Source organism: Listeria sp. Marseille-Q6474, from assembly GCF_946902005.1.
GTDB classification, from domain to species: Bacteria; Bacillota; Bacilli; order Lactobacillales; family Listeriaceae; genus Listeria; species Listeria innocua.
In genome coordinates, this window is sequence record NZ_CAMPPS010000001.1 from 699,874 (window position 1) to 720,768 (window position 20,895).

The following is a 20,895-nucleotide window of genomic DNA, read 5'->3' on the forward strand; positions in this document are numbered from 1 at the left end:
CTGCTAGCTTAATCTTCAATAAATGAATCGTGTACTCGACGCCAAAATGGAAATGATCTGAATCTCGCAAAATGAACTTTTTTCGCTGATACTTCATAACGAATTTCCTGAACATCACGATGCAAAATACTTAAATGGTCCACAGAAATTTGAAAATCCTTGTCATTTACCGGTTGTAAACTAACTACATGATGCTTCGGAAAAACGAGTGGACTACCGATTGTCCGGTAAACTCGATTATTAATCGACGCCATTTCAGTTAATTGCATTGCTTCAATGGACGGATGCATTAGCGCTCCCCCGAGTGATTTATTATATGCAGTCGTTCCGCTTGGTGTTGACATACATAACCCGTCCCCGCGGAATCGTTCAAAATGGAGCTCATTAATAACTACATCCACAACAAACGGTCCACCTGAACTTTTTACGGTTGACTCATTTAGCGCTAAATACTCAGCTTCTTTTTTGCCAATGCCGTATTTTACTGTAGTTTTAAGCAGTGGATAAGAAACTTTTTGATATTCTCCTTTTGCTAATAACTTAACTAATTTATCTGCTTCAGCTGGGCGCCAATCAGCATAAAAGCCAAGATGACCAGTATGAATTCCGATAAAAGCAATTTCATCTAAGCGCTCTTCATATTGATGAAACGCAGACAAAAAAGTTCCATCTCCGCCAATAGAAATAACGATTTCAGGTTCTATCTCATCATATTCCATGTCATATTCCCCAAAACCAGCGATCATATTCAATCGCAGCAAATCTGACTTCTCGTCCCCTTTTGAAGTAATCATATATTTCATTATTTCTATTCGCCCCTATTCCTACGCTTAATTACTTATTTTTCTTTGGCATTACTTGATGTACCGCTTTTTTATCCTTTGATACATCTTTGTTTTGAGAAAAATAGACTTGCGCTTCTTGTATTTCTTCACGAATTTGCGACATTTCCTCATCTAATTGAAAAGCCGCCTCGGCAGCGCGTTTTAGTCGCTTATTAATCGCTTCTGGAAATTCGCCTTGATATTTATAGTTTACCGAATGCTCAATAGTCGCCCAAAAATTCATTGCTAATGTCCTAATTTGGATTTCAGCTAAAATCTTCTTCTCACCTTGAATTGTTTCCACTGGGTATTCAATAACGACGTGATACGAACGGTAGCCACTGGGTTTCTTATTTGTAATATAATCGCGCTCTTCCACAATCCGAAAATCATTGCGTTGTCTTAAAAGACGAACAACAACCTCAATATCATCTACAAATTGACACATCATTCGCAGTCCCGCAATATCTTGCATTTCTTCCACTAAATGGTCAAGTGCAATATGTTTTTGATTAGCTTTGTCTAATATGCTCGCAACTGGCTTCACTCGTCCTGTAACAAATTCAATTGGCGAATGATTATTTTCAAGCTCAAATTGTGAACGCATTCCTTTAAGTTTAATTTTAAGTTCTTCTACTGCCTGTTTATAAGGCGCTAAAAAGTCTTCCCAATGATTCAAATCGCTCACCTCAAGTATATTCATGATTAAATTTATGCAACATCAGTTATATTTTAACACAAAAGTGATTAATCCACCTTGCTAAAAGTAACCTTTTTTTCAATCACATGTTAAAATAAAACTGAAGCGCTAACGATACAATGAAAAGGATGATGGAAATGATTCTTACTTTACTTCAAAATGGCGATTACGAAACTGCTCGACTAAAAGCTCTTGCAGAATTAAAAAACGCCCCAGAAAATGCGGAACTAAATTATTTTGCAGCATGGGCACACGATGCGCTCGGTAAAGAAGATGCCGCTATCCCTTTTTATGAGAAAGCACTGGATCTTGGTCTTCCTGATGCTGATAAAAAAGAAGCGTATATTGGCCTTGGTAGCACCTACCGGATAACAGGTTCTCCCGAAAAAGCCGTCCTTCTTTTCCAAAAAGCGATAGAAGAGTTCCCAGAAAATAATGCTTTACGTACTTTTTTCATCATGGCTAAGTATAATCAAGGTCAGGAAAAAGAAGCCTTACAAGAAGCACTTCTGTTACTAACAAATACAACTAATGACAAAGATATTTTAAGTTACAAAAAAGCGATTCAATTTTATGCACAAGATTTAGATGCGTTATTTCATTAAGAGGAGATGAATTTTCATGGTAAAAGAACTAGAAATAGAATTCCGCAATCTTTTGACAAAAGAGGAATATGATCGACTTATAGAGGATTTTCGAATTAAAGAGGATGATTTTTTTGAACAAACTAATTTTTATTTAGATACGGCAGATTTCGGCTTAAAAGAACGTAACTCTGCTCTTCGAATTCGTCAGTTAGAAACGCAGTACCAATTAACGCTAAAAACTCCTGAAGCACGTGGTTTAATGGAAACAACTCAAATTTTAGCCGCAGATCAAGCAACAGCCATTACAGACGGAGCAAATATTCCAGTTGGTCCAGTGCGCGATACTTTAAAAGAAATAGGTATTAATCATGAAGATTTACAAGTCTTTGGTTCCCTTAAAACAATCCGTGCCGAAAAAGATTATAAAAAAGGACTACTCGTATTCGACAAAAATTTCTATGGTTCTATTTCAGATTTTGATTTAGAATATGAAGTTTCTGATTACGATAAAGGGAAAGAAATTTTTGATAAACTACTCAAAGAATATCAAATAACGAATCATCCAGCAGAAAATAAAGTAGCTCGTTTTTATAATCACGTCTATAAAAATAATGACTAACTAACGAAAAACGTACTAATTTATAGCGAAATGACACAAATTCTTAAAAAATAACGAATAAATATATTAAGCCAATGACAATTATTTGTTAAATTTACATTACGCTGATAAAATAGATATGTAAGTTACAAAACCAAATTTTGTATCAGCTTTTACTTAGCAGTGAATTATTTCTTTTCACACTGGTACATTGAAATGAATATCTGCTTGAAGGTATTTAGAATTTGAAAATCAGGTGATAGCAAATGATTAACCAAAATTTATATTATCAGTCAGTAGCTAATTCCAAGCCTATCGAAATTTATCTATTTTTTGATCCTGCTTGTGATGACTGTTGGAATATTGAAGCGAACATGCTCCGGTTACAAATGGAGTACGGGAACTATTTTAAATTGCGCTATGTGTTGCATAATAATTTGCAGACATTTGTATGTAAACAAAAACGCGCTGGAAATAGTAACCTAAGCTTAAAAGAACAACAAATAGGGGCGCACCTTTCCTATATTTCTTGTCTTGCAGTTAAAGCCGCTGAACTCCAAGGAAAAAAACAAGGTATTACATTCCTGCGTAAGATTCAAGAAGCTTATTTTCTTGAGAATAAAGACATCGCTAGTGAAGAAGTACTCTATGAAATCGCTATTTCCACCGGTCTAGATCTTACTGAATTCAAAAAAGATTTAGCATCTACTGCTGCTAAACGCGCCTATATTGGCGACCAAAAAGTAGCACAAGAAATGGAAATACGCGAAAATCCGACAGTAGTTTTCTTCAATAAAAATATAGAAGACGCTGGGTTAAAATTAAGTGGCCTACATCGTTACGAGGTCTACGTACATGTTTTATCCGAGCTTTTAAATGATTTCCCAGAACCAGAAGAACGCCCACAAATGGAAGAATATTTAGCTAAAGTAAAAGTTACTTCTTCTGCTTCCATGGCAGCCTTTTACGGGGTTTCTGAACAACAAATTGACCGCCAAATGAAGAAATGGCGTCTTCAACAAAAAGTAGAATTAATCGATGCTCCAGATGGCAAGCCTCACTGGAAATATATCGGTAGCTTATAATAAAAAAAGTAGCAGCCTAATCTTGGCTGCTACTTTTTTTATTACATATTTTCCAACCGCTCAATTCGCGAACTAATCGGCGGATGGGAATCGAAAAGACCTGGTTTATCTTTTTTAGACTTCAATGGCGACGAAAAGTAAATGGACTCACTAGAAGCGCTAACTTCTTCCATTTTTTTCGTATCACCGCTAATTTTTTGTAATGCTTGGATAAGCCCATCTGGATTCCGAGTTAATTCCACTGCACTCGCATCAGCCAAGTACTCCCTATTTCTAGATAAAGCGAACTGAATCGCCGTAGCTATAATCGGAGCTAAAATAACAAAAATTAGTGCTACTACATAGATAATTATCTGTGCCCCGCCACCATTATTATTGTCACTTTTACGGCTATTTCTTCCACCTGTTAAGCTACCCCAGAAAATCAAACGCATAGCTAAATCACTTAGGATAGCAATAACCGCAACTAAGGCAATCGCAATAGTCGACAAGCGAATATCATAGTTACGAATATGAGAAATCTCATGCGCAATAACGCCCTCTAACTCATATCGTTCTAATTTATTTAACAATCCTCTAGTGACAGCTACGGCGCCTTTTTCAGGAGAAATACCGGTTGCAAATGCATTCGGACTTGGATCTTCTACAATATAAACTTTTGGCATTGGGATACCAGCAACCATTGCCATGCTTTCAACAGTATCCCATAAAACTGGTGCTTGCTCTTTTGAGGTGACTTCTTTCGCATGATTCATCGCCATGACAACCGACGAACTGCTCATAACCATTATCAAAATATAAACCGCACCAATAGCCGCCGCAAGTATGAGTCCATTTAGATAGTTATTCCAAACAATTATACCTATAGCAGCCCCAACCATAAGAACGAAAATAAAAAAGCCAAGAATGATAAAAACAGTTTTTCGCTTATTTGCTGCAATTTGTTCAAATAGCATAATTTTCGCTCTCCTTCATGGCTTAAAACTCTACTTTTGGTGCAACACGCTCTACTTCTGGAATCGAAAGCATATCGCGTTCTTTAAAGTTATGCAGTTTTGCTACGATGTTTGTTGGTACTGATTGTACTTTTGTGTTATAAGTCATAACAGTTGTGTTATAAAGTTGGCGAGAATATGCCACTTTGTTTTCCGTAGTAGTTAGTTCATGTTGTAATTCGATGAAGGAAGTATTTGCTTTTAAGTCTGGATAAGCTTCACCTAATGCAAAAATAGATTTAAGCGCCCCACTTAGCATATTATCTGCTTCGATTTGCCCTTGACGGTTGTCAGCAGGAACTTCCATCATTTTGTTACGAGCTTCAATTACTTGTGTTAGTGTTTCTTTTTCATGTGTTGCATACCCTTTAACTGTTTCAACTAAATTAGGAATCAAGTCAAAGCGACGTTTTAATTGTACGTCAATTTGCGCCCAAGTTTCGTCAACACGGTTACGGTATTTTACAAGGCTGTTGTATAGACCGAAATAAATCAATACTAGAATTACAACAACAGCGATAGCAATAATCCATCCTATCATAATTAATCTCCTCCTTCATATGTACTAATCCCATTATACCTTACTTGGGGAGTACACGACAATCCTACTGCAGCATGAGATTCTATTTTTTCTTTCGCATAAAGTAAAATGGCTTAACAGGTCTATCTACCGGCATTTTTATCGTCATCATCGCATTTGGAGCACGGTCAATTTCTTCCCCGTCTTCATTCCAAAGAACTTCGACAACTTGTTTAAAACCAGTATCTCCCGGTCCATAAAATTCAATTTCTTCCCCGACACCAAAATTATTTCGTTGTTGTAAGGTAGCAATTTTAGTTTCTGCGTCGTATTCAAGTACTTGAGCCGCAAAAGCATATTGAGGGATTTTCCGAGTTTTTCCGAATAATTGCTCGTCCTCGGTTGGTTCTTTATAGAAAAATCCTGTTGATAACTCGCGCTGTGCAACTTTCCATAATTCTTCTTCCCAGGCTGGATCAAATTCGTAATTCTCAGGGTCCGCGCAGTATGCATCTACCGCACGGCGATACACACTTGCTACCGTGGAGACATAATGAATTGATTTCATTCTTCCTTCGATTTTTAAGCTATCTACGCCAGCATCAACCATATCTGGAATATATTTAATCATAGATAAATCTACCGCACTCATCGAAAACGGTTCTTCGTCTGTATCAACTAAATTTTTAGAAACGCCATTATCTATCTCAAATAAATCATATTTCCAGCGACAACTTTGCGCACAACCGCCTCGATTCGCATCCCGGTTCGCCATATGATTGGATAGAGTACAACGACCGGAATAAGAAATACACATCGCACCATGAATAAATGCTTCCATTTCGACATCCGTTTTTTCGCCGATTTCTTGGATTTCTTGCATACTTACTTCTCTGGCAAGCACCACGCGTTCTAATCCTTGTTTTTTCCAAAATTCTAGCGTTTTATAATTGGTTGCAGATGCTTGTGTTGATAAATGGACTGGTAAGCCTGGCGCATCCTGAAAACAAATGCTAATTAGTGCAGGATCAGAAACGATGACTGCATCAATGCCAATATCCCGGAGTGTCCGGAAAAATTCACCAGCGCCTTCTGTATCCCCTGCGTGCGCAACCATATTGGCAGCTACATACACTTTTGCATTTCGCTCATGCGCAAATGCGATACCTTCTTTCATTTCATCAAAACTAAAATTCCCTGCTCGTGACCGAAGCCCAAACGCCTGGCCACCAATATATACAGCATCCGCTCCGTAACGAATGGCAATTTTTAATTTTTCTAAGTTACCAGCCGGAGCTAGCACTTCTGGTTTTTTTAATACTTTACTCATTATGCTATTCCCCCTACTTCACATCATCCGGATTTTTCAAATAAAATCCTGCATCTAGTTTTCTTGTTTTAGGTTGTAGTTCCGTTAATTTATTCACAAAATATTCCGCAACAAATTGTCCATTAATAACGGCTTCTTTTGCCTCGACAAATAGAGTGGCAATTTGTACAAAATTATCCGAATCTGCAAGAACCCCGTCCAGTTTCCAAGTTTTCAAGCCTGCTTCATATAAATCAGCTAAGTATGGTACCAGTGATACATCTTCTGAAGCAAAAATGTGCGTTCCAGATTCGTCCTCATAGATTGGTAATTGGCTCGTTTCATCATTAGGTTCGCGTAAATAAAGTCCACGTTCCTTCGAGGTATCATCTTCCATTTCAACAATTCGTTGGTAGTTAGTAACTAGTTTGCGTTTTGATTGATGGATGCATGTTGGGCCATAAACCAGTACTTCTACTGGTATAGTAAGGCTTTTAGCAATTGCTTTTATTTCGTCTTCAGTAAGTTCTCTTGCAAGTACCGCTCCGACTGCTCCTTGTTTTTCCCAAAATGAGATTTGTTCTGCGCTAGTGACAAATGTTTGGGCATCGTAAATAAAAGGTATCGGTCGAGCCATTTCGCCAAGAAGCATAATCGCTCCTGGGTCGCCGCATGCAACTGCATCTACTTCCATTTCAGCAAGTTGGTCTAAAAATGTTGGTAGCTCTTCCATATGTTCGTTGTGCATTAACGAATTTACAGCTACGGTTACTTTTTTCTTTTCTTGATGCGCTAAATGAACTATTTCACGTAATTCTTCGACAGAAAAGGAATGAGGTAATCTTAAACCAAATTGGCTGTTACCTATATATAATCTGTCTACCCCCGCGCGAAGCAATTGTTCAGCTTGACTAATTGAATCTGCTGTCGCTATGATTTCCATGTTTTTCTCCTCATTTCTACTAAAAACGTTACTTGATAAATGTATCACAAGAAGACTTGTTACTCAATAAGAATTTTGGCATAAAAAAAGAGACTAACTAAAGTAGCTAATCTCTAATCTATTTTGTCTTCTTTCGTAATCTTAAATAAGTTTAATAACGGTCGATAAGTGCTTCCTACTAATCCAAGCGTTTCAATTAGCACTTCGATTAAAATTAAAAGTACTCCAATTAATATCATCGAACCCCACAAGGTTGACATCGTGAAAATGAATGCAAATAAGGAAAATAATGCTGCAATCGCGTAAATTAATATCACTGTTTGTCGATGCGTAAAACCTAACCGGAGTAAACAATGATGCAAGTGCGATTTATCTGCCATAGCAATAGGTTGTTTCGTAACCATACGGCGCACAATAGCAAAAACTGTATCAGAAATTGGTACTCCTAAAATTAAAATCGGTACAATTAAAGAGATAAAAGTGACGTTCTTGAAGCCCATAATAGAAAGTACCGCAATAATGAAACCTAAGAAAAGCGCTCCTGTATCACCCATAAATATTTTAGCAGGATTGAAATTATATGGTAAGAAGCCAAGAGTCCCAGCAATTAAAACGCTAGCAATCATAATAACAAGCGCATCCCCCATAATAAATGCCATTCCTAAAATTGTCAGTAAAGCAATAGTGGAAACACCCGCTGCCAGTCCGTCAAGCCCATCAATGAGATTAATCGCATTCGTAATTGCTACAATCCAAATAATCGTGAGCGGAATACTCAAAATGCCAAAATGAATTTCTCCACCAAAAGGTAAGTTTATAAAATCAATACTAATATCGCCCCAAAATACTATGATAAAAGCAGCGGTAATTTGACCAATTAATTTATATCTTGCCTTAAATTCTATAATATCATCTAACAGGCCAGTTATGACCATTACAAATGCAGCAATCAATAAAGCCCATAAGAATTCGTTTTCAATTGGAAGTAAAAATAAACCAATGGCAAAACTAATAAAAATCGCTAAGCCACCTAAACTAGGAATCGGCTTCACATTAATGCGTCGCTGATCGGGTTTATCAGTAATATCAAAATAAAGAGCTATCTTTCGAATTAGCGGTGTAAGTAACACGGACGCACCAAAACATATAAAAATTATCATCCAGCTCATGGTTAGTCCTCCCCGCAAATTTTTTACTCATCTCATTATACTTTTTTATTATCAAAAAGACAACGAAAATCATTATCCGAACATTTTTAATAAAAAAAGCTTGAAGCGCACGGAGCATGCTTCAAGCTTTCTATCTATTGTTTAATCCTAGCTACAAATTGAAATCTACTACCTACATATTGAGAACGTGTAAATTCAAATGGTCGACCATCTTCTAAAGTTGTAATCTGCCGAAGTTTCATAACCGGTGATCCGAGTTTCACATCAAGATATGGCGCAATTTTTTCTGATACTAAAGAAGCTTCCATCGTTTGTTCTGCTTCTCCGATTTTTTGACCAAGTTTTAATTCAATCGCTTTATAAAGGGAATCCATAATGTCTTCCTTTGTAAGCAGTGAAGCAATTTTTTCTGGAATGGCGGCAACTTCATAAAGAATTGGTACACGGTCGCCGTAACGAATCCGCTCAATTTTCATTACATTGCTGTTTTCTGGTAGTTGTAACGCTTCTTGTTCTTGCGTGCTTGCCGGACGAATGCCATACGATACGATACGCGTTGAAGGAACTTTCCCTTCTTGCAACATCAAATTCGTAAAACTTGTAACAGCTTCTAGTCGTTCGGTTAATTTCTTTTCCGCAATAAAAGTCCCAGCGCCAACACGTCTTTGCAAAATATTATCATCGACTAGTCCTTGAATGGCTTGTCTTACTGTCATTCGGCTAACGTGAAACATTTCAGCAAGTTGACGTTCAGCTGGAATAGAAGTGCCAACTTTCCAGACACCATCTTCCATTTTCTTTTTAATTTCACTTTGAATCTGAATGTAAATCGGTATTCCTGATTGTTTATCGATCATTTCCCCGCCCTCTTCTTATAGAAGTGACGCCGCCTCGTTGTCAAGAATCACAGTAACATCTGGATGATTTTGAAGAACAGAAGCAGGACAATTCACATCTACAGGTCCTTTAATAGTTTCTTTGATTGCTTGTGCTTTGTTTTCACCAAAAGCAAGTAGGATAATTTTCTTCGCATTCATGATTGATTTAATTCCCATAGAATAAGCATGTGTTGGAACGTCTTCTTCTCTTTCAAAAAAGCGTTTGTTAGCTTCACGAGTAGAATCTGTTAAAACAACTTTATGTGTTAATGAATCAAAAGAAGTTCCTGGTTCATTAAAACCGATGTGGCCGTTTGTTCCAATTCCAAGCACTTGAATATCGATTGGGTGCTCAGATAAAATCCCTTCATAACGTGCGCATTCTGCTTCTGCGTCAGTCGCTTCCCCGTTTGGTAAGAAACTTTCTTTAAATGCTTTTTTAGAGAATAATAAGTCATTCATATAGTAATGATAACTGTTTGGGTCGTCTGCTGCAAGACCTACATATTCATCTAGGTTAGTTGTTGTTACATTTTTTGTGTCAACGTCGCTTTTTACAAGCTCAGCGTAAAGTGTTTCTGGAGTGCTTCCTGTTGCTAGACCAAGTGTATTTACTTCACCTGATGTAATGCCTTTTTCAATAATTTCTAGTGCTTTTTTAGAACCTGCTAATTTATTTTCTGTTGTGATAAGTTGCATAATAATATCTTCCTCTCAAGAATGTTTTTTTCCGAATGAATATGTTGCTGTAATGTTTAAATCTTCATCTAGTAAGTTGAAATCTGCATCCTTACCAGCTTGGATTGCACCTTTTTGTGTTAAATTAAATTCGCGTGCTTGGTTACCAGAAGACATTAGAACTGCTTCTTCCACCGTGCATCCAGTAAATTTAATCATATTGCGGAAACCGTCGTCGTAAGTAAGTACACTTCCGGCTAATGTTCCATCTTCTAAACGAGCTTGTTTATCTTTCACGATAACTGTTTGGCCGCCAAGTTCGGATTTTCCTTCTGGCATACCTTTTGCTCGCATCGAGTCAGTAATAATGCATAAATGTTCTGGGCCTTTCATTTGGTATGCTAATTTCACCATATCAGGGTGAACGTGAATACCATCAACAATTAATTCTGCATTAATACCTTTTTCGAGTAAAACATGACCTGGAACACCTGGTTCACGGTGAGTCATACGGTGACAGGCATTATATAAATGTGTCGCATGTGTCGCTTTACTTGTTTTTAAGTGTTCGCGCACATCGTTGGAGTGACCAATACTTGGAACAACTCCAAGTTCAAAACACAAGTTTTCAAAATCAGCTGAAGTATCGTGTTCTGGCGCGTAGGTAACTAATTTAATTAAGCCACCAGAAATATCAAACCACTTCTTGAAAAGTTCCAAGTCAGGTGCTTGAATGTATTCTTCTGGTTGCGCTCCTTTGAAGACTTTAGATACAAATGGACCTTCAAGATGAATCCCGCCAATTACAGGTTCAGTTTGAGCGACTTCATTAATAACTTTTAAAGCTTTTTCAATATTTTCATGTGATTGAGTCATTGTTGTTGGGAAGTAAGTAGTGATACCTTCGTTTAACATACCATTCACTTGTTTTTTAAGTGCTTCAGGATCTGCATCCATTGCGTCAAAACTATAACCACCATGAGAATGGACATCAATGAAACCAGGAACTAACTTTTGTCCTTTTGCATCGATTACTTCTTCTGCTTTTTCCGCTTGAAAGTCAGTCATTGAGCCAACTTCTAAAATCTGTTTATCAAATCGTACAAAAGCATTTTCTAGAACACCTTTACCAGTATAAATTGTAGCGTTAGTAATTACTTTATTAGTCATTACGTATTGCCTCCTCGTTAAATCGGTCTATACCAATTATTATAGCATGTATCCATTAAAATGCAACTTATCTTTTCCTATTTACCCGAAAAAAAGTAAAGTAACCAAAAAACTACTTCGCTTGCAGAAAGCTTTATAGCACAAAAAAACGCGGAACATAAGTTCCGCGTTTTTTTGTTTTATTTGTCTTCTTCTTCTTTTTTCTCTAATTCTGGAATAAGCACTTCTTTTTCTTCTTTTGGTTGTTCTTTAGCAGCCTCTTTTTCAAGTTCATTTAACTGATCTTCCATAGAAGCTTTTTCTGGTTTCTTGAAATTTTGTTTTTCGCGTTCAATAATTTCATCTACCATTGTTGTGAAATTTTGGGCTTTGTCTTTAATAATCTCTTTGCTTTTCTTGGTTTTCTTTTCTAGTTCATCCATTAGATCATCAAAAGATTGGGAAAGTTCTTTGCTCATATCAGCTTTCTTTTCAGCTTCTTCAGCTAAGTCGCGTTGTTTTTGTGCTTCGTGATAGTCACTTACGCTACCCCAGCTCATATCATGGATAACTTTGTCCATTTTTTCGGAAGTTTCTGTCGCATTTTTTTCAGCCATTTCAGCTAGATGTTGTGTTTTAAGATTTTTCCATTTTAAGCGCATTTCGTGCATGCGTAGTTCTAATTTTTCAAGTTGTTCAGAAGCTTGGTCATAATGAGATTTAGTTGCTTTTAATTGTTCTTCATATTGAGCTACTTCTTCTAATGCAAAGTCAGCTAATTTAGTTTCACCAGCTTCTTTTGCAATTTCAGCTTGATGACGGCGTTTCTCTACATAAACTTCCATTTCTTTGTATTCTTTATAGAAAAGAGATTTCAGTTCGCGTTGTTTTTCTACCATGCGTTCTGCGTCTTTCATTTCTTGTTTTGTTTTATCCATATAGTAACTTACCGAATTACGACGTTTTTCTTCACGTTTTTCGATTTTTTCACTTACTTCTTTATTCCATTGTTTCATTTTTTCAAAAAGGTTTGCCATTTTTTTCTCCTCCAATTATTTATTGTATGGGTAGTCGAATACATCATCATTTTTTCTAGGTTTATTTTTATTTCTAGTTAGGAAGTAAATGATTGCTCCAATGATTGCAACAACCAGGATTCCTTTTAAGTTAGCTAGAATGATTAAGGCACCTACGCCGATTAATACACCATAAACGATTTTTTCACCTACAGACCTTGCTTCGAGTAGTTTCTTAAGTGACCAAAAGCCGAGCACTGCGCCAATAGTTGCCATAATTGCTGGCCATAAGACGATAAGTATCATTGCTAAGAGTAAAACTATTAATACGCCAATCAAAATCGCTCTCATCTGTCTACCTCCTTATTTCCAAGTGTAGCTGAAATATTTTTCTTTTATTACTGTACCTATCATAACGCTATGTATCAAGTATAAGAACCCACTGTAGAAGGAAATTCACCTACAACTTGAGTCCTATTATCTAACTACAGGATAACATATTAAGAAATGTTTAACGAACAAAAAACAGCTTGCTTCTCGTGTAACACAAGATACAAACTGCTTTTTGGCTATTTTATTTTTTCTTCATATTGAAGAGATGAAACTCCGCCTTCAGAAATCATATTGTTTTCCTCTAGCTCTGTTTCTGAAATTTCTTTGTCCGCATAGCGTGTTCTAATATCATTTACTTCATCAAAAGGCGTGGGTGGCTGTTGCTTTTTCACCACATAAATCGCGGCACAAGCTACTACACCCGCAACAGCTCCAGCAATAATTCCTACTTTATTTTTCACACTATCAACCTCCTCTTGAAATCCACTATTTTATTCCCTAAAAAAAGCGAGATAAAACAAAAACGAGTTTGCATGATGCAAACTCGTTTCGATATTAGAATCCAGAAAAAGTGCTTTTGGGTTTACGAATAAAACATAGCATTGCCGCAATAACGAAAAGTAAAGCGGGAATGAAACCAATAAGTGCAGTGGATAAAAGTGACACAATACCGGCTGCTAAGAATAAAAATCCAGCAAGTATTGGGTTTTTATTCTTCATAATATAGTAAATGCCTGCTGCTCCAACAATTAAAGTGATTATCCCGCCAGAAAGTGCAGTCCAAGATAATGTATGTACAAAATCAAAGATACGATCCGGGTCCGGTATCTCATCTTTAGGAATTTCCCATTCGGTAACAGTTTGGTAGTAGTTATTGTAATAAGTTGTTAAGCCTTCTTTTCCTTTTGAGCCATTTACAAGTAATAGACCAATAACAGCAATAGCTGCTTGCATAAGTACACTAAAAATAAGTCCAATAATAGCGAGAACTATCTCACCAGTTCGTTTAATCATGAAAATATGCCTCCGTTTCTTCGCTTATTTTTCCAGTATACTATATGTTTTAGTGAGAATAAACTATTTAAATATTAGAAAAAGAAGACTAGTCGTGCGTTTTGCTTTAAAAAAATGTATAATTTGTTCATAACGAAATTTAAAGGGGCGTAAAATAATGCTAAAGCGCGTGTTCTTCTCGATTGTCTTACCTTTAGGGTGTTTAGTTGGAGCAATTTTTATTTTACTTACGATTAACACGACATATCCAAAAGCAGCTAATGATGCTATTCCAACTATATTTATACATGGTTACCGAGGAACTGATCGCTCACTTCATGGAATGATACGACGCTTCGACCAAAAATATAATTGGGGCACAGAGTCATTAACAGTAAATGTAAGTCCAGACGGAAGCATTTCTACTACTGGTACTTATAGTAAAAATGAAAAAAATCCGTTAATTAATATTGTTTTTGAAGATAACCGAGCAACCCTCCCTCAGCAATCGATGTGGACAAAAAAAGTAATGTCCTATTTACAAAAAAATTATGACATCAAAAAATTCAATGCAATTGGTCACTCAATGGGTGGCGGTGCTTGGGTTTCCTATTTAGCATCTTATGAAAAAAACAAATCTTATCCACAAGTAAATAAAATTGTTTTTCTCGCAGTACCTTTTTACCCAGAAGAATATGTAAATGGAGATCAGCAAGTGGACATTAAAAATGCCAATAACGTTCATGCTAAGTTTGCTCAAAAAATGGCCAAAGTATTACCTAATAATACGGAAATTATGATTATCGGTGGCGACTTAGAAGACGGCTCAAACAGTGATGGCGAAGTCAAATTAAATAGCGTCTTATATGGTCAAAAGTTATTTGCACATCAGAAAGTCATTACTCACGTTATTAAAGGTCCCAAAGCAACCCATAGTAGCATGCATGAATCCACTGTCGTTGATAAGTATGTCGGTCAATTTTTATGGGGGCAGAAATAAAAGTTAAAGGATGTTTCGAATGAAAAAAGTTATACTCACGATTATCATCTTAGCCATTATAATTACAGGCTTTGGGATAATTTTCCTTCAGTTTGAACCTACTAAAAAAGCTGCTAAAGAACCTACGAATGCTACTGCACAAAAATCTTCCAAAAAAGCTAAAAATCCAGTTTCAGAAATTGCTGTACCAACACTTTTTGTTCATGGCTATTCAGGGACAGCTAATTCATTTAAAGGCATGATTAATCGCCTTGCTGAAGATGGTATCGTAACAGAATCACTTGTTATGACTGTTGCTGCTGATGGAAGTGTGAGCACAACAGGAAGTTACGATAAATTTAGTCATAATCCAACTATCCAAGTCATTTTTGAGGATAATAAAAGTTCGATGGTTAATCAAACTCAGTGGATACAAAATGTGATGAAAGAGTTAAAAAATAACTATCATATTGAAAAAGTAGATGCGGTTGGGCATTCAATGGGCGGAGTTAGCCTAACGAGTTATATTGAGAAAGTTGGTAGTGATAAAGCCTATCCAGTTCTTGAAAATCTAGTTTTAATTGGCGCACCACTTAATGGGCTAGTCGTTGGTGATAATGGTGTAACTGCCTATGATTTAACGGATGAAGGGCCAAAACAGTCCTCTGAGCGTTATAGTGAATTTATGAAAAACAAACAAAAAATCCCTACTAATTTACAAGTATTAAATATTGCCGGTGATATGCTAGACGGAACCAAAAGCGATGGTAGTGTATCGGTCGCAAGCGCGCTCTCTGGTAAATTTATTTTTGAAGGACAAGCTAAAAGTTACGAAGAAAAAATCTTTACTGGGAAAAAAGCGGCTCACAGTAAACTACATGAAAATACAGATGTAGATGCAAAAGTAGCTAATTTTTTATGGGGAACTGAAAAAGTAGATTAAGCATTAAGCTTAATTTACTTTTTTCTTACGTCCAAATATAGTTCTTTTTTGAATATCTTCAGAATTTCGTACGTCTAGAATATCCAGTAAGAATACAAATACTGGGATACCAACAATTAAGCCCCATACGCCAAAGAAAGTTTCTGAAAAAATTAAAATGATAAAGGTATAAAATACAGGTAAATTCGTTTTGGAAGACATTAGTTTTGGATTTAAAATATATGTTTCAATCGCATGAACGATAACTACCGTAATTAAAATATAAACGACATCTTGAAAACCACCAACAGAGTATGCAATAAGAACAAGTGGAACACATGAGATAATTACACCAGCCACGGGAATTAACCCTAATACAAACACCATTATGGATAGACTAAGAAGTTGTGGGAAATTCATTAAATATAGTGCTATCGTTGTAATAATTGTGTTAACAAGCGCAATCATCAATTGTGCCTCTAACACCACCCCGAAAGTCGCAACAAATTTTTTCCCAAAAAACGCTGCTTCTTTAAAAATAAAGCCTACTTTACTTGTTAAAAATTGCCCAGTAAAAGAAGTTACCCGTTCTTTTTCTAAAGAGAAAAACAAACTAAGGATTAAAGCTAAGAAAAACGATAATCCAACCGAGCCGATTCCAGAAAGTGAAGCAATAATAAAGTCAACACCAGTTTGGAGGTATTTTTGAATATTCGATTCCTTCAAAAATCCGACAATCCACTGCACAATCTTATTATCACTCGGGTTATTATAAATTTTTACAAGAGAGTCTACAAGTTGCGATATTTGGTCAATTAAAATTGGTAAGAAATGAACAATTGCAACATATAAAAACATTGCTACTAAACAATATAAAACAATAACGATTAATTTTCGTGGTATTCGTATTCTTTTTAAAATTACATTTTCTAATCGCGTAACTAAAAATGCAAAGATAAATGTTAATAATATTAAATCTATCATGCTTCTAAGTAAATATAATACAATCCCTAGAAGAACAAACACTAGCACCCGTCTTGCCGTGTCATTTTCTTTTAGCTTCTCCAACCAATTCATTTCCTCACCAGCCCTTTTCTTTCTTCATTTTATCATAAATTAGTCAAATAGGGTTTACAAAAAAATTTTTCTTCTGTAGAATAGAACCAATCATCCTACCTTTAGAAAGGGGCGTTTTTTTGTGGTAGAAAAAATTGAGCGGAAATCTTTAGCTGAGCAAGTCTATGATCAGATAAAAGCTGAAATTACTAGTGGCGCTTGGAAAATCGGCGAACGAATTCCTAAAGAAGCTGATTTAATGACTCAGTTTGGCATCAGTCGAAATACGTTACGTGAAGCAATTCGTGCGTTGGCCCATATTGGTTTACTTGAAACAAAGCAAGGAGACGGAACTTTTGTACGCAATAATAGTGAACTTCATGCTATTATGCAAAAACGAGTGCGAGAATCCTCTGTGCAAGAAATTCTAGAAATGAGGCATGCGCTAGACCGAGAAGCAGTTATTTTAGCTTGCGAACGGCGCACGGATGAAGATTTAAAAATGTTAAAAAAATATAAGCAACTTTGCTATTTAGCTAATAAAGATAATGATGTAACTGCCTTTGTAAAAGCTGACTCAGCTCTTCATCTAACAATTGTAAAGGCAGCGCACAATGATTTATTGTTAGATATGTATGTAAATATTTTAGAGGAAATACAGTTTTCGATTACGAGTACAACAGAAATGAATCCAGCTGTTAATAAGCATAATGGCCATGCAACTCTTGTATCAGCGATCGAAAAACGAGATAAAGAAGGAGCAGCACATGAAGTAACTGAGTATATCACGCTCTTCAAACAAATTGCTGCTAAGAATGGAGATAACAAATGAATTCAGATTTAACAAATAAAAAAATCCTGACGCGTTCAAGTCGGGTGATGCTTATTGTCGGCATTATTTTAATTGCAGCAAACTTGCGTGCACCAATTACGTCAGTTGGACCTTTACTCGGAATGATTCAATCAGATTTACATTTAACAAATACGATGGCAGGATTACTAACGACGATACCACTACTTGCTTTTGCTGGTTTATCCCCTTTTGTTTCGAAATTAAGTCGCTCACTAGGGATAGAAGTACTTATTTTTATCGCACTTTTAACGCTTGTTATTGGTAGTTTACTTCGACCTTTTGGAGGAGAATTCTATTTATTTGCTGGAACATTTATGATTGGACTTGCTATTGCAGTGGGAAATGTGATTTTACCTAGTTTGATTAAGAAGGAGTTTCCTTTTAAATTAGGATTAATGACTGGAGTATATTCGATTTCAATGAATTTATGTGCGGCACTTGCTGCTGGTTTGACGGTTCCGATAGCTATGAATAATAAATTCAGCTGGCATGGAAGCATGGTTTTTTGGGCAATGCTGGGTGTTTTAGCGTTAGTTATCTGGCTACCACAGTTAAGATATAACCAACGCAGCTCAGAAAAAATTGCCACACATTTAGTTACTACTTCGGTGTGGAAGTCCCCTCTTGCTTGGAAAATTTCATTATATATGGGTTCACAGTCCGCGATTTTTTATATTTCGATTGCTTGGTTACCGAACATTTTAGCAGATCAAGGATTATCAAGTACTTCTAGCGGTCTTATGCTCTCACTAATGCAGTTTGCTGTTATGCCGATTACATTTATTATTCCTATTATAGCTGGGCGAATGAAAAATCAGCAATTGCTCGTTGGGATTTCTGTTTTATTATTTATGATTGGGATTTTTGGGATTATGTTCGCTTCTGGTAATCTATTTATTTTAGCTACTGCGATTATTTTATATGGGATTGGTTCGGGGATGTCATTTAGTCTTTCGATGATGTTCTTTAATTTGCGAACAACAAGCGCTACCGAATCGGCGGATTTATCAGGAATGGCGCAATCAATAGGTTATTTGTTTGCTGCTTCCGGTCCAATATTATTTGGTACACTCCATGATGCTCTTGGCAGTTGGCAACCAACGTTATATGTTCTGATCGGCATTACCCTAATTATGCTATATTGCGGCCTAGATGCTGGACGCAATAAATTTCTCTTTCCACAGAAAAAGTGATTTTTGCGCATGAAAAAACTAGTGCGGAAAAAGGGAGTAAACCGCACTAGCTAAAAGGGAGTTTGGGATTTTCATTCTAAAAAGGGAAAGAAATGAAAATGTTTTGCTTGTTGTTAGCTTATACATATAATAACTTTCCTAAAAAAGAATGTGCTGAAAGAAAGATGAAAATTTCATGAGAGTTTAAAAAAGTTTTTCTCAGTTTTTTCCTCTTAGTCTTTCTAGCTTTTCCGCAATACGTTTTTTCATTTCATCAGTTTCTTGGGGGTGTTTCATTATTTCATTTGTTTCTGAAATAGTGACGACATCCCCTTCTTTTATAGAGGAATCAAGTTCTTCTTGATTTACTAACCATTCTGTATGGTTCGGTTCGATTAGAAAAACGGCTTTTCCATCCTCTATACGATCTAATATTGCTTTTTTCACCCTATTCACCTACTTTGTTACGGCAAGGCCTTGTTCTTTAATTTGGCGCACAATTCCATCACCAATGCCGTTAATTTTTTTCAATTCATCTATGGACTGATACGGGCGCTCGGCAATGATTTTTTCTGCCAGCGCTGGGCCAATAAGTGGTAATAGTTGTAATTCTTCACTAGATGCTGAATTCAGATTAATACTTTCAGGCAATTCTTCTGATGTGGCATCTTCTGTTTTTTGTGTATTATTTTCTTTGTTATAGCTGCTACCGGGTTTAGGGGTGCCTTCTTTTTCGGTTTGGACATGGATTTTTTCGCCGTCAGTTTCGATTGTAACTGTTCCGTTCACATCTGTCCCGTAAGTTTTAATATCTCGTTCTTTTAACCATTCCAATACTTCTACATGGGGATGTCCATAACTGTTGGCCATTTCAGCGGAGTAGACAGCCACTTGAGGTTTCACTTTATCTAAGAAAAATGGTTGATTGGAAGTGGATGAACCGTGGTGTCCTAAGTCTAAAATATCTGCTTCTAAATTGGCGCCACTATCTGCCATTTCTCGTTCCCGCCCTTTTTCCGCATCACCAGTGAAAATGGCAGAAATATCTTTGTATGTCATTTTGACTGCAATGGAGTCATTATTGGCATCGTTTTGAAGTTTATCTGGGCTTAGGACTTCTATATCAAATGGACCAAAAGTCGCTTTATCACCGCGTCTTGGTTCTTTATATTTCGCATTTGACGCCAGTGCTGCATCAATTACTTTCTCATAAATACTGCTTGAAAAAGTTAAGCCATCCATCCAAATTTCTTTCGGTTTATATGTAGCAATGACTTTGTCGGCATTACCAATATGGTCGGCATGTGGATGTGTCAGTAATAGCAAATCTAGCTTTTTTATATTTGCTTCTTTTAAATAAGTTAAAATCCGGTCATCATCTTGTCGACCAGTATCAATCAAAATAGTCGTACCGTCTTCTGCTTGAATAAGTGTGCTGTCCCCTTGACCAACATCAAAAAAAGTAAAGCTTGCACCATTTAAGGTTTTTTCTGTGATGTTAGATGGTTTAGTGGATGGTTCTGAAAAACTACAACCGCTTAAAAATATCGCGATTAAACTAATACAAATTACTAATTTCTTTGTCATCGTTCTCCTCCTGCTCTCTTAGTAGAATAGCAAAGGAAGAGAGAACAGTAAAGCTTTTAAAACAAAAACCGCATGAAATTAAAATCGATTTACACGCGGCAATTTATGTTGTATTCATTTCACTTTTTCTTTAAAGGAAAAGGATACTTCTTCCGTTTTTGGTTCATAGTCAATTTTCCAGTCGTGGTCTTTGAAATACCAATAATCATGATCTTCAATAAAGAAAGTTAAGTCTTCTTTCTTTTCAGCGACTGCTGCTTCTTGCGGTTTTTCGGCAGCTAAACCGATAGAGAAACCAGGATGCAAGGAACTATTAGAACCACCATATTTGGCAAAAAGTCGAATTCCATTACCATCAGCTACATCAAATTCATCATGAAACCATTTATTTGCTTGGTCCGTTACCTCGATATTCATACTTTTCACTCCTCGTTTCCATTTTTTGTACGTATTGATTATTACTCAAGAATAGCAGATTTTACATCGAATTTCACTTTTTCTGCTTTTTGTTATGCAGTTAGTATACCTCTTTCTAATAAAATTCAAACC

25 protein-coding genes are annotated in these 20,895 nt (G+C 36.3%); 7 read left to right on the forward strand and 18 right to left on the reverse strand.

Features of this window, described 5'->3' with window-relative positions; all coding sequences use genetic code 11:
• Window positions 1-8: 8 nt before the first annotated feature.
• Window positions 9-803, reverse strand: a complete 795-nt coding sequence (locus tag OC533_RS03520) for an NAD kinase (protein ID WP_194323342.1) — start codon at window positions 801-803, stop codon at window positions 9-11.
• A 31-nt stretch (window positions 804-834) separates the two neighbouring features.
• Complete coding sequence (locus OC533_RS03525) at window positions 835-1,503, reverse strand: GTP pyrophosphokinase family protein (RefSeq protein WP_003722788.1); 669 nt, start codon at window positions 1,501-1,503, stop codon at window positions 835-837.
• A gap of 158 nt (window positions 1,504-1,661) precedes the next feature.
• Between OC533_RS03525 and OC533_RS03530 the strand changes: the two genes are divergently transcribed.
• The 3 genes from OC533_RS03530 (at window position 1,662) to yjbH (ending at window position 3,794) form a co-directional block, all read left to right on the forward strand.
• Window positions 1,662-2,129 (forward strand): tetratricopeptide repeat protein, encoded by a 468-nt coding sequence (locus OC533_RS03530; RefSeq protein WP_194323545.1) that lies wholly within the window; start codon window positions 1,662-1,664, stop codon window positions 2,127-2,129.
• 16 nt (window positions 2,130-2,145) lie between these two features.
• Window positions 2,146-2,730: a CYTH domain-containing protein gene (locus OC533_RS03535; RefSeq protein WP_112119729.1), complete on the forward strand. Its 585-nt coding sequence runs from the start codon at window positions 2,146-2,148 to the stop codon at window positions 2,728-2,730.
• 245 nt (window positions 2,731-2,975) lie between these two features.
• Window positions 2,976-3,794 (forward strand): protease adaptor protein YjbH, encoded by an 819-nt coding sequence (gene yjbH / locus OC533_RS03540; protein WP_010990696.1) that lies wholly within the window; start codon window positions 2,976-2,978, stop codon window positions 3,792-3,794.
• A 41-nt stretch (window positions 3,795-3,835) separates the two neighbouring features.
• Here yjbH and htpX read toward each other — a convergent pair whose 3' ends face one another.
• The 12 genes from htpX to OC533_RS03600 all read right to left on the reverse strand — a co-directional run bounded on the left by htpX (window position 3,836) and on the right by OC533_RS03600 (window position 13,798).
• Complete coding sequence (gene htpX, locus OC533_RS03545; protein ID WP_003761442.1) at window positions 3,836-4,750, reverse strand: zinc metalloprotease HtpX; 915 nt, start codon at window positions 4,748-4,750, stop codon at window positions 3,836-3,838.
• A gap of 22 nt (window positions 4,751-4,772) precedes the next feature.
• Window positions 4,773-5,330 (reverse strand): LemA family protein, encoded by a 558-nt coding sequence (locus OC533_RS03550; RefSeq protein WP_003766234.1) that lies wholly within the window; start codon window positions 5,328-5,330, stop codon window positions 4,773-4,775.
• 82 nt (window positions 5,331-5,412) lie between these two features.
• Complete coding sequence (locus tag OC533_RS03555) at window positions 5,413-6,639, reverse strand: peptidase U32 family protein (protein ID WP_003771203.1); 1,227 nt, start codon at window positions 6,637-6,639, stop codon at window positions 5,413-5,415.
• Window positions 6,640-6,652: 13 nt separating this feature from the next.
• A complete protein-coding gene (locus tag OC533_RS03560) occupies window positions 6,653-7,561 on the reverse strand; it encodes a peptidase U32 family protein (RefSeq protein WP_185510377.1) in 909 nt (302 codons plus the stop codon).
• A gap of 113 nt (window positions 7,562-7,674) precedes the next feature.
• Window positions 7,675-8,730 carry a glycosyltransferase family 4 protein gene (locus OC533_RS03565; protein WP_262265224.1) on the reverse strand — a complete coding sequence of 352 codons (1,056 nt, stop codon included), beginning with the start codon at window positions 8,728-8,730 and terminating at the stop codon, window positions 7,675-7,677.
• Between the two features lie 134 nt (window positions 8,731-8,864).
• Window positions 8,865-9,587, reverse strand: a complete 723-nt coding sequence (locus tag OC533_RS03570) for a GntR family transcriptional regulator (protein ID WP_003771201.1) — start codon at window positions 9,585-9,587, stop codon at window positions 8,865-8,867.
• A 15-nt stretch (window positions 9,588-9,602) separates the two neighbouring features.
• Window positions 9,603-10,307, reverse strand: a complete 705-nt coding sequence (nagB, locus tag OC533_RS03575; RefSeq protein ID WP_003761431.1) for a glucosamine-6-phosphate deaminase — start codon at window positions 10,305-10,307, stop codon at window positions 9,603-9,605.
• A gap of 15 nt (window positions 10,308-10,322) precedes the next feature.
• A complete protein-coding gene (nagA, locus tag OC533_RS03580) occupies window positions 10,323-11,456 on the reverse strand; it encodes an N-acetylglucosamine-6-phosphate deacetylase (RefSeq protein ID WP_003761429.1) in 1,134 nt (377 codons plus the stop codon).
• 179 nt (window positions 11,457-11,635) lie between these two features.
• On the reverse strand, window positions 11,636-12,472 hold the full coding sequence (locus OC533_RS03585) for a PspA/IM30 family protein (RefSeq protein ID WP_070024630.1): 837 nt from the start codon (window positions 12,470-12,472) through the stop codon (window positions 11,636-11,638).
• A 15-nt stretch (window positions 12,473-12,487) separates the two neighbouring features.
• Entirely contained in the window at window positions 12,488-12,802 is a 315-nt protein-coding gene (locus tag OC533_RS03590) for a hypothetical protein (RefSeq protein WP_003761425.1), read from the reverse strand.
• A 218-nt stretch (window positions 12,803-13,020) separates the two neighbouring features.
• Window positions 13,021-13,245 (reverse strand): hypothetical protein, encoded by a 225-nt coding sequence (locus tag OC533_RS03595; protein ID WP_003761424.1) that lies wholly within the window; start codon window positions 13,243-13,245, stop codon window positions 13,021-13,023.
• A 94-nt stretch (window positions 13,246-13,339) separates the two neighbouring features.
• Window positions 13,340-13,798, reverse strand: a complete 459-nt coding sequence (locus OC533_RS03600) for a DUF4064 domain-containing protein (protein WP_003761421.1) — start codon at window positions 13,796-13,798, stop codon at window positions 13,340-13,342.
• Between the two features lie 157 nt (window positions 13,799-13,955).
• Here OC533_RS03600 and OC533_RS03605 point away from each other — a divergent pair, with 157 nt between their 5' ends.
• Both OC533_RS03605 and OC533_RS03610 read left to right on the forward strand, forming a co-directional pair.
• Window positions 13,956-14,777 carry an alpha/beta hydrolase gene (locus OC533_RS03605; RefSeq protein WP_185482518.1) on the forward strand — a complete coding sequence of 274 codons (822 nt, stop codon included), beginning with the start codon at window positions 13,956-13,958 and terminating at the stop codon, window positions 14,775-14,777.
• 19 nt (window positions 14,778-14,796) lie between these two features.
• On the forward strand, window positions 14,797-15,699 hold the full coding sequence (locus tag OC533_RS03610; RefSeq protein WP_194323341.1) for an alpha/beta hydrolase: 903 nt from the start codon (window positions 14,797-14,799) through the stop codon (window positions 15,697-15,699).
• Window positions 15,700-15,708: 9 nt separating this feature from the next.
• Here the strand turns inward: OC533_RS03610 and OC533_RS03615 are convergent, their stop codons facing one another.
• Window positions 15,709-16,755: an AI-2E family transporter gene (locus OC533_RS03615; RefSeq protein ID WP_194323340.1), complete on the reverse strand. Its 1,047-nt coding sequence runs from the start codon at window positions 16,753-16,755 to the stop codon at window positions 15,709-15,711.
• 121 nt (window positions 16,756-16,876) lie between these two features.
• On the opposite strand from OC533_RS03615, the gene OC533_RS03620 reads away from it, so the two are divergent.
• Window positions 16,877-17,566, forward strand: a complete 690-nt coding sequence (locus OC533_RS03620) for a FadR/GntR family transcriptional regulator (protein WP_010990690.1) — start codon at window positions 16,877-16,879, stop codon at window positions 17,564-17,566.
• A complete protein-coding gene (locus OC533_RS03625; RefSeq protein ID WP_003771190.1) occupies window positions 17,563-18,780 on the forward strand; it encodes a CynX/NimT family MFS transporter in 1,218 nt (405 codons plus the stop codon). The genes OC533_RS03620 and OC533_RS03625 overlap by 4 nt, the downstream gene beginning before the upstream one ends.
• A 198-nt stretch (window positions 18,781-18,978) precedes the next feature.
• Here OC533_RS03625 and OC533_RS03630 read toward each other — a convergent pair whose 3' ends face one another.
• The 3 genes from OC533_RS03630 to OC533_RS03640 all read right to left on the reverse strand — a co-directional run bounded on the left by OC533_RS03630 (window position 18,979) and on the right by OC533_RS03640 (window position 20,763).
• Window positions 18,979-19,206: a DUF3006 domain-containing protein gene (locus OC533_RS03630; RefSeq protein ID WP_003761410.1), complete on the reverse strand. Its 228-nt coding sequence runs from the start codon at window positions 19,204-19,206 to the stop codon at window positions 18,979-18,981.
• Between the two features lie 9 nt (window positions 19,207-19,215).
• Complete coding sequence (locus tag OC533_RS03635; protein WP_045554601.1) at window positions 19,216-20,346, reverse strand: MBL fold metallo-hydrolase; 1,131 nt, start codon at window positions 20,344-20,346, stop codon at window positions 19,216-19,218.
• A 114-nt stretch (window positions 20,347-20,460) separates the two neighbouring features.
• Window positions 20,461-20,763 carry a HesB/YadR/YfhF family protein gene (locus OC533_RS03640; protein ID WP_003761406.1) on the reverse strand — a complete coding sequence of 101 codons (303 nt, stop codon included), beginning with the start codon at window positions 20,761-20,763 and terminating at the stop codon, window positions 20,461-20,463.
• Window positions 20,764-20,895 lie beyond the last annotated feature (132 nt).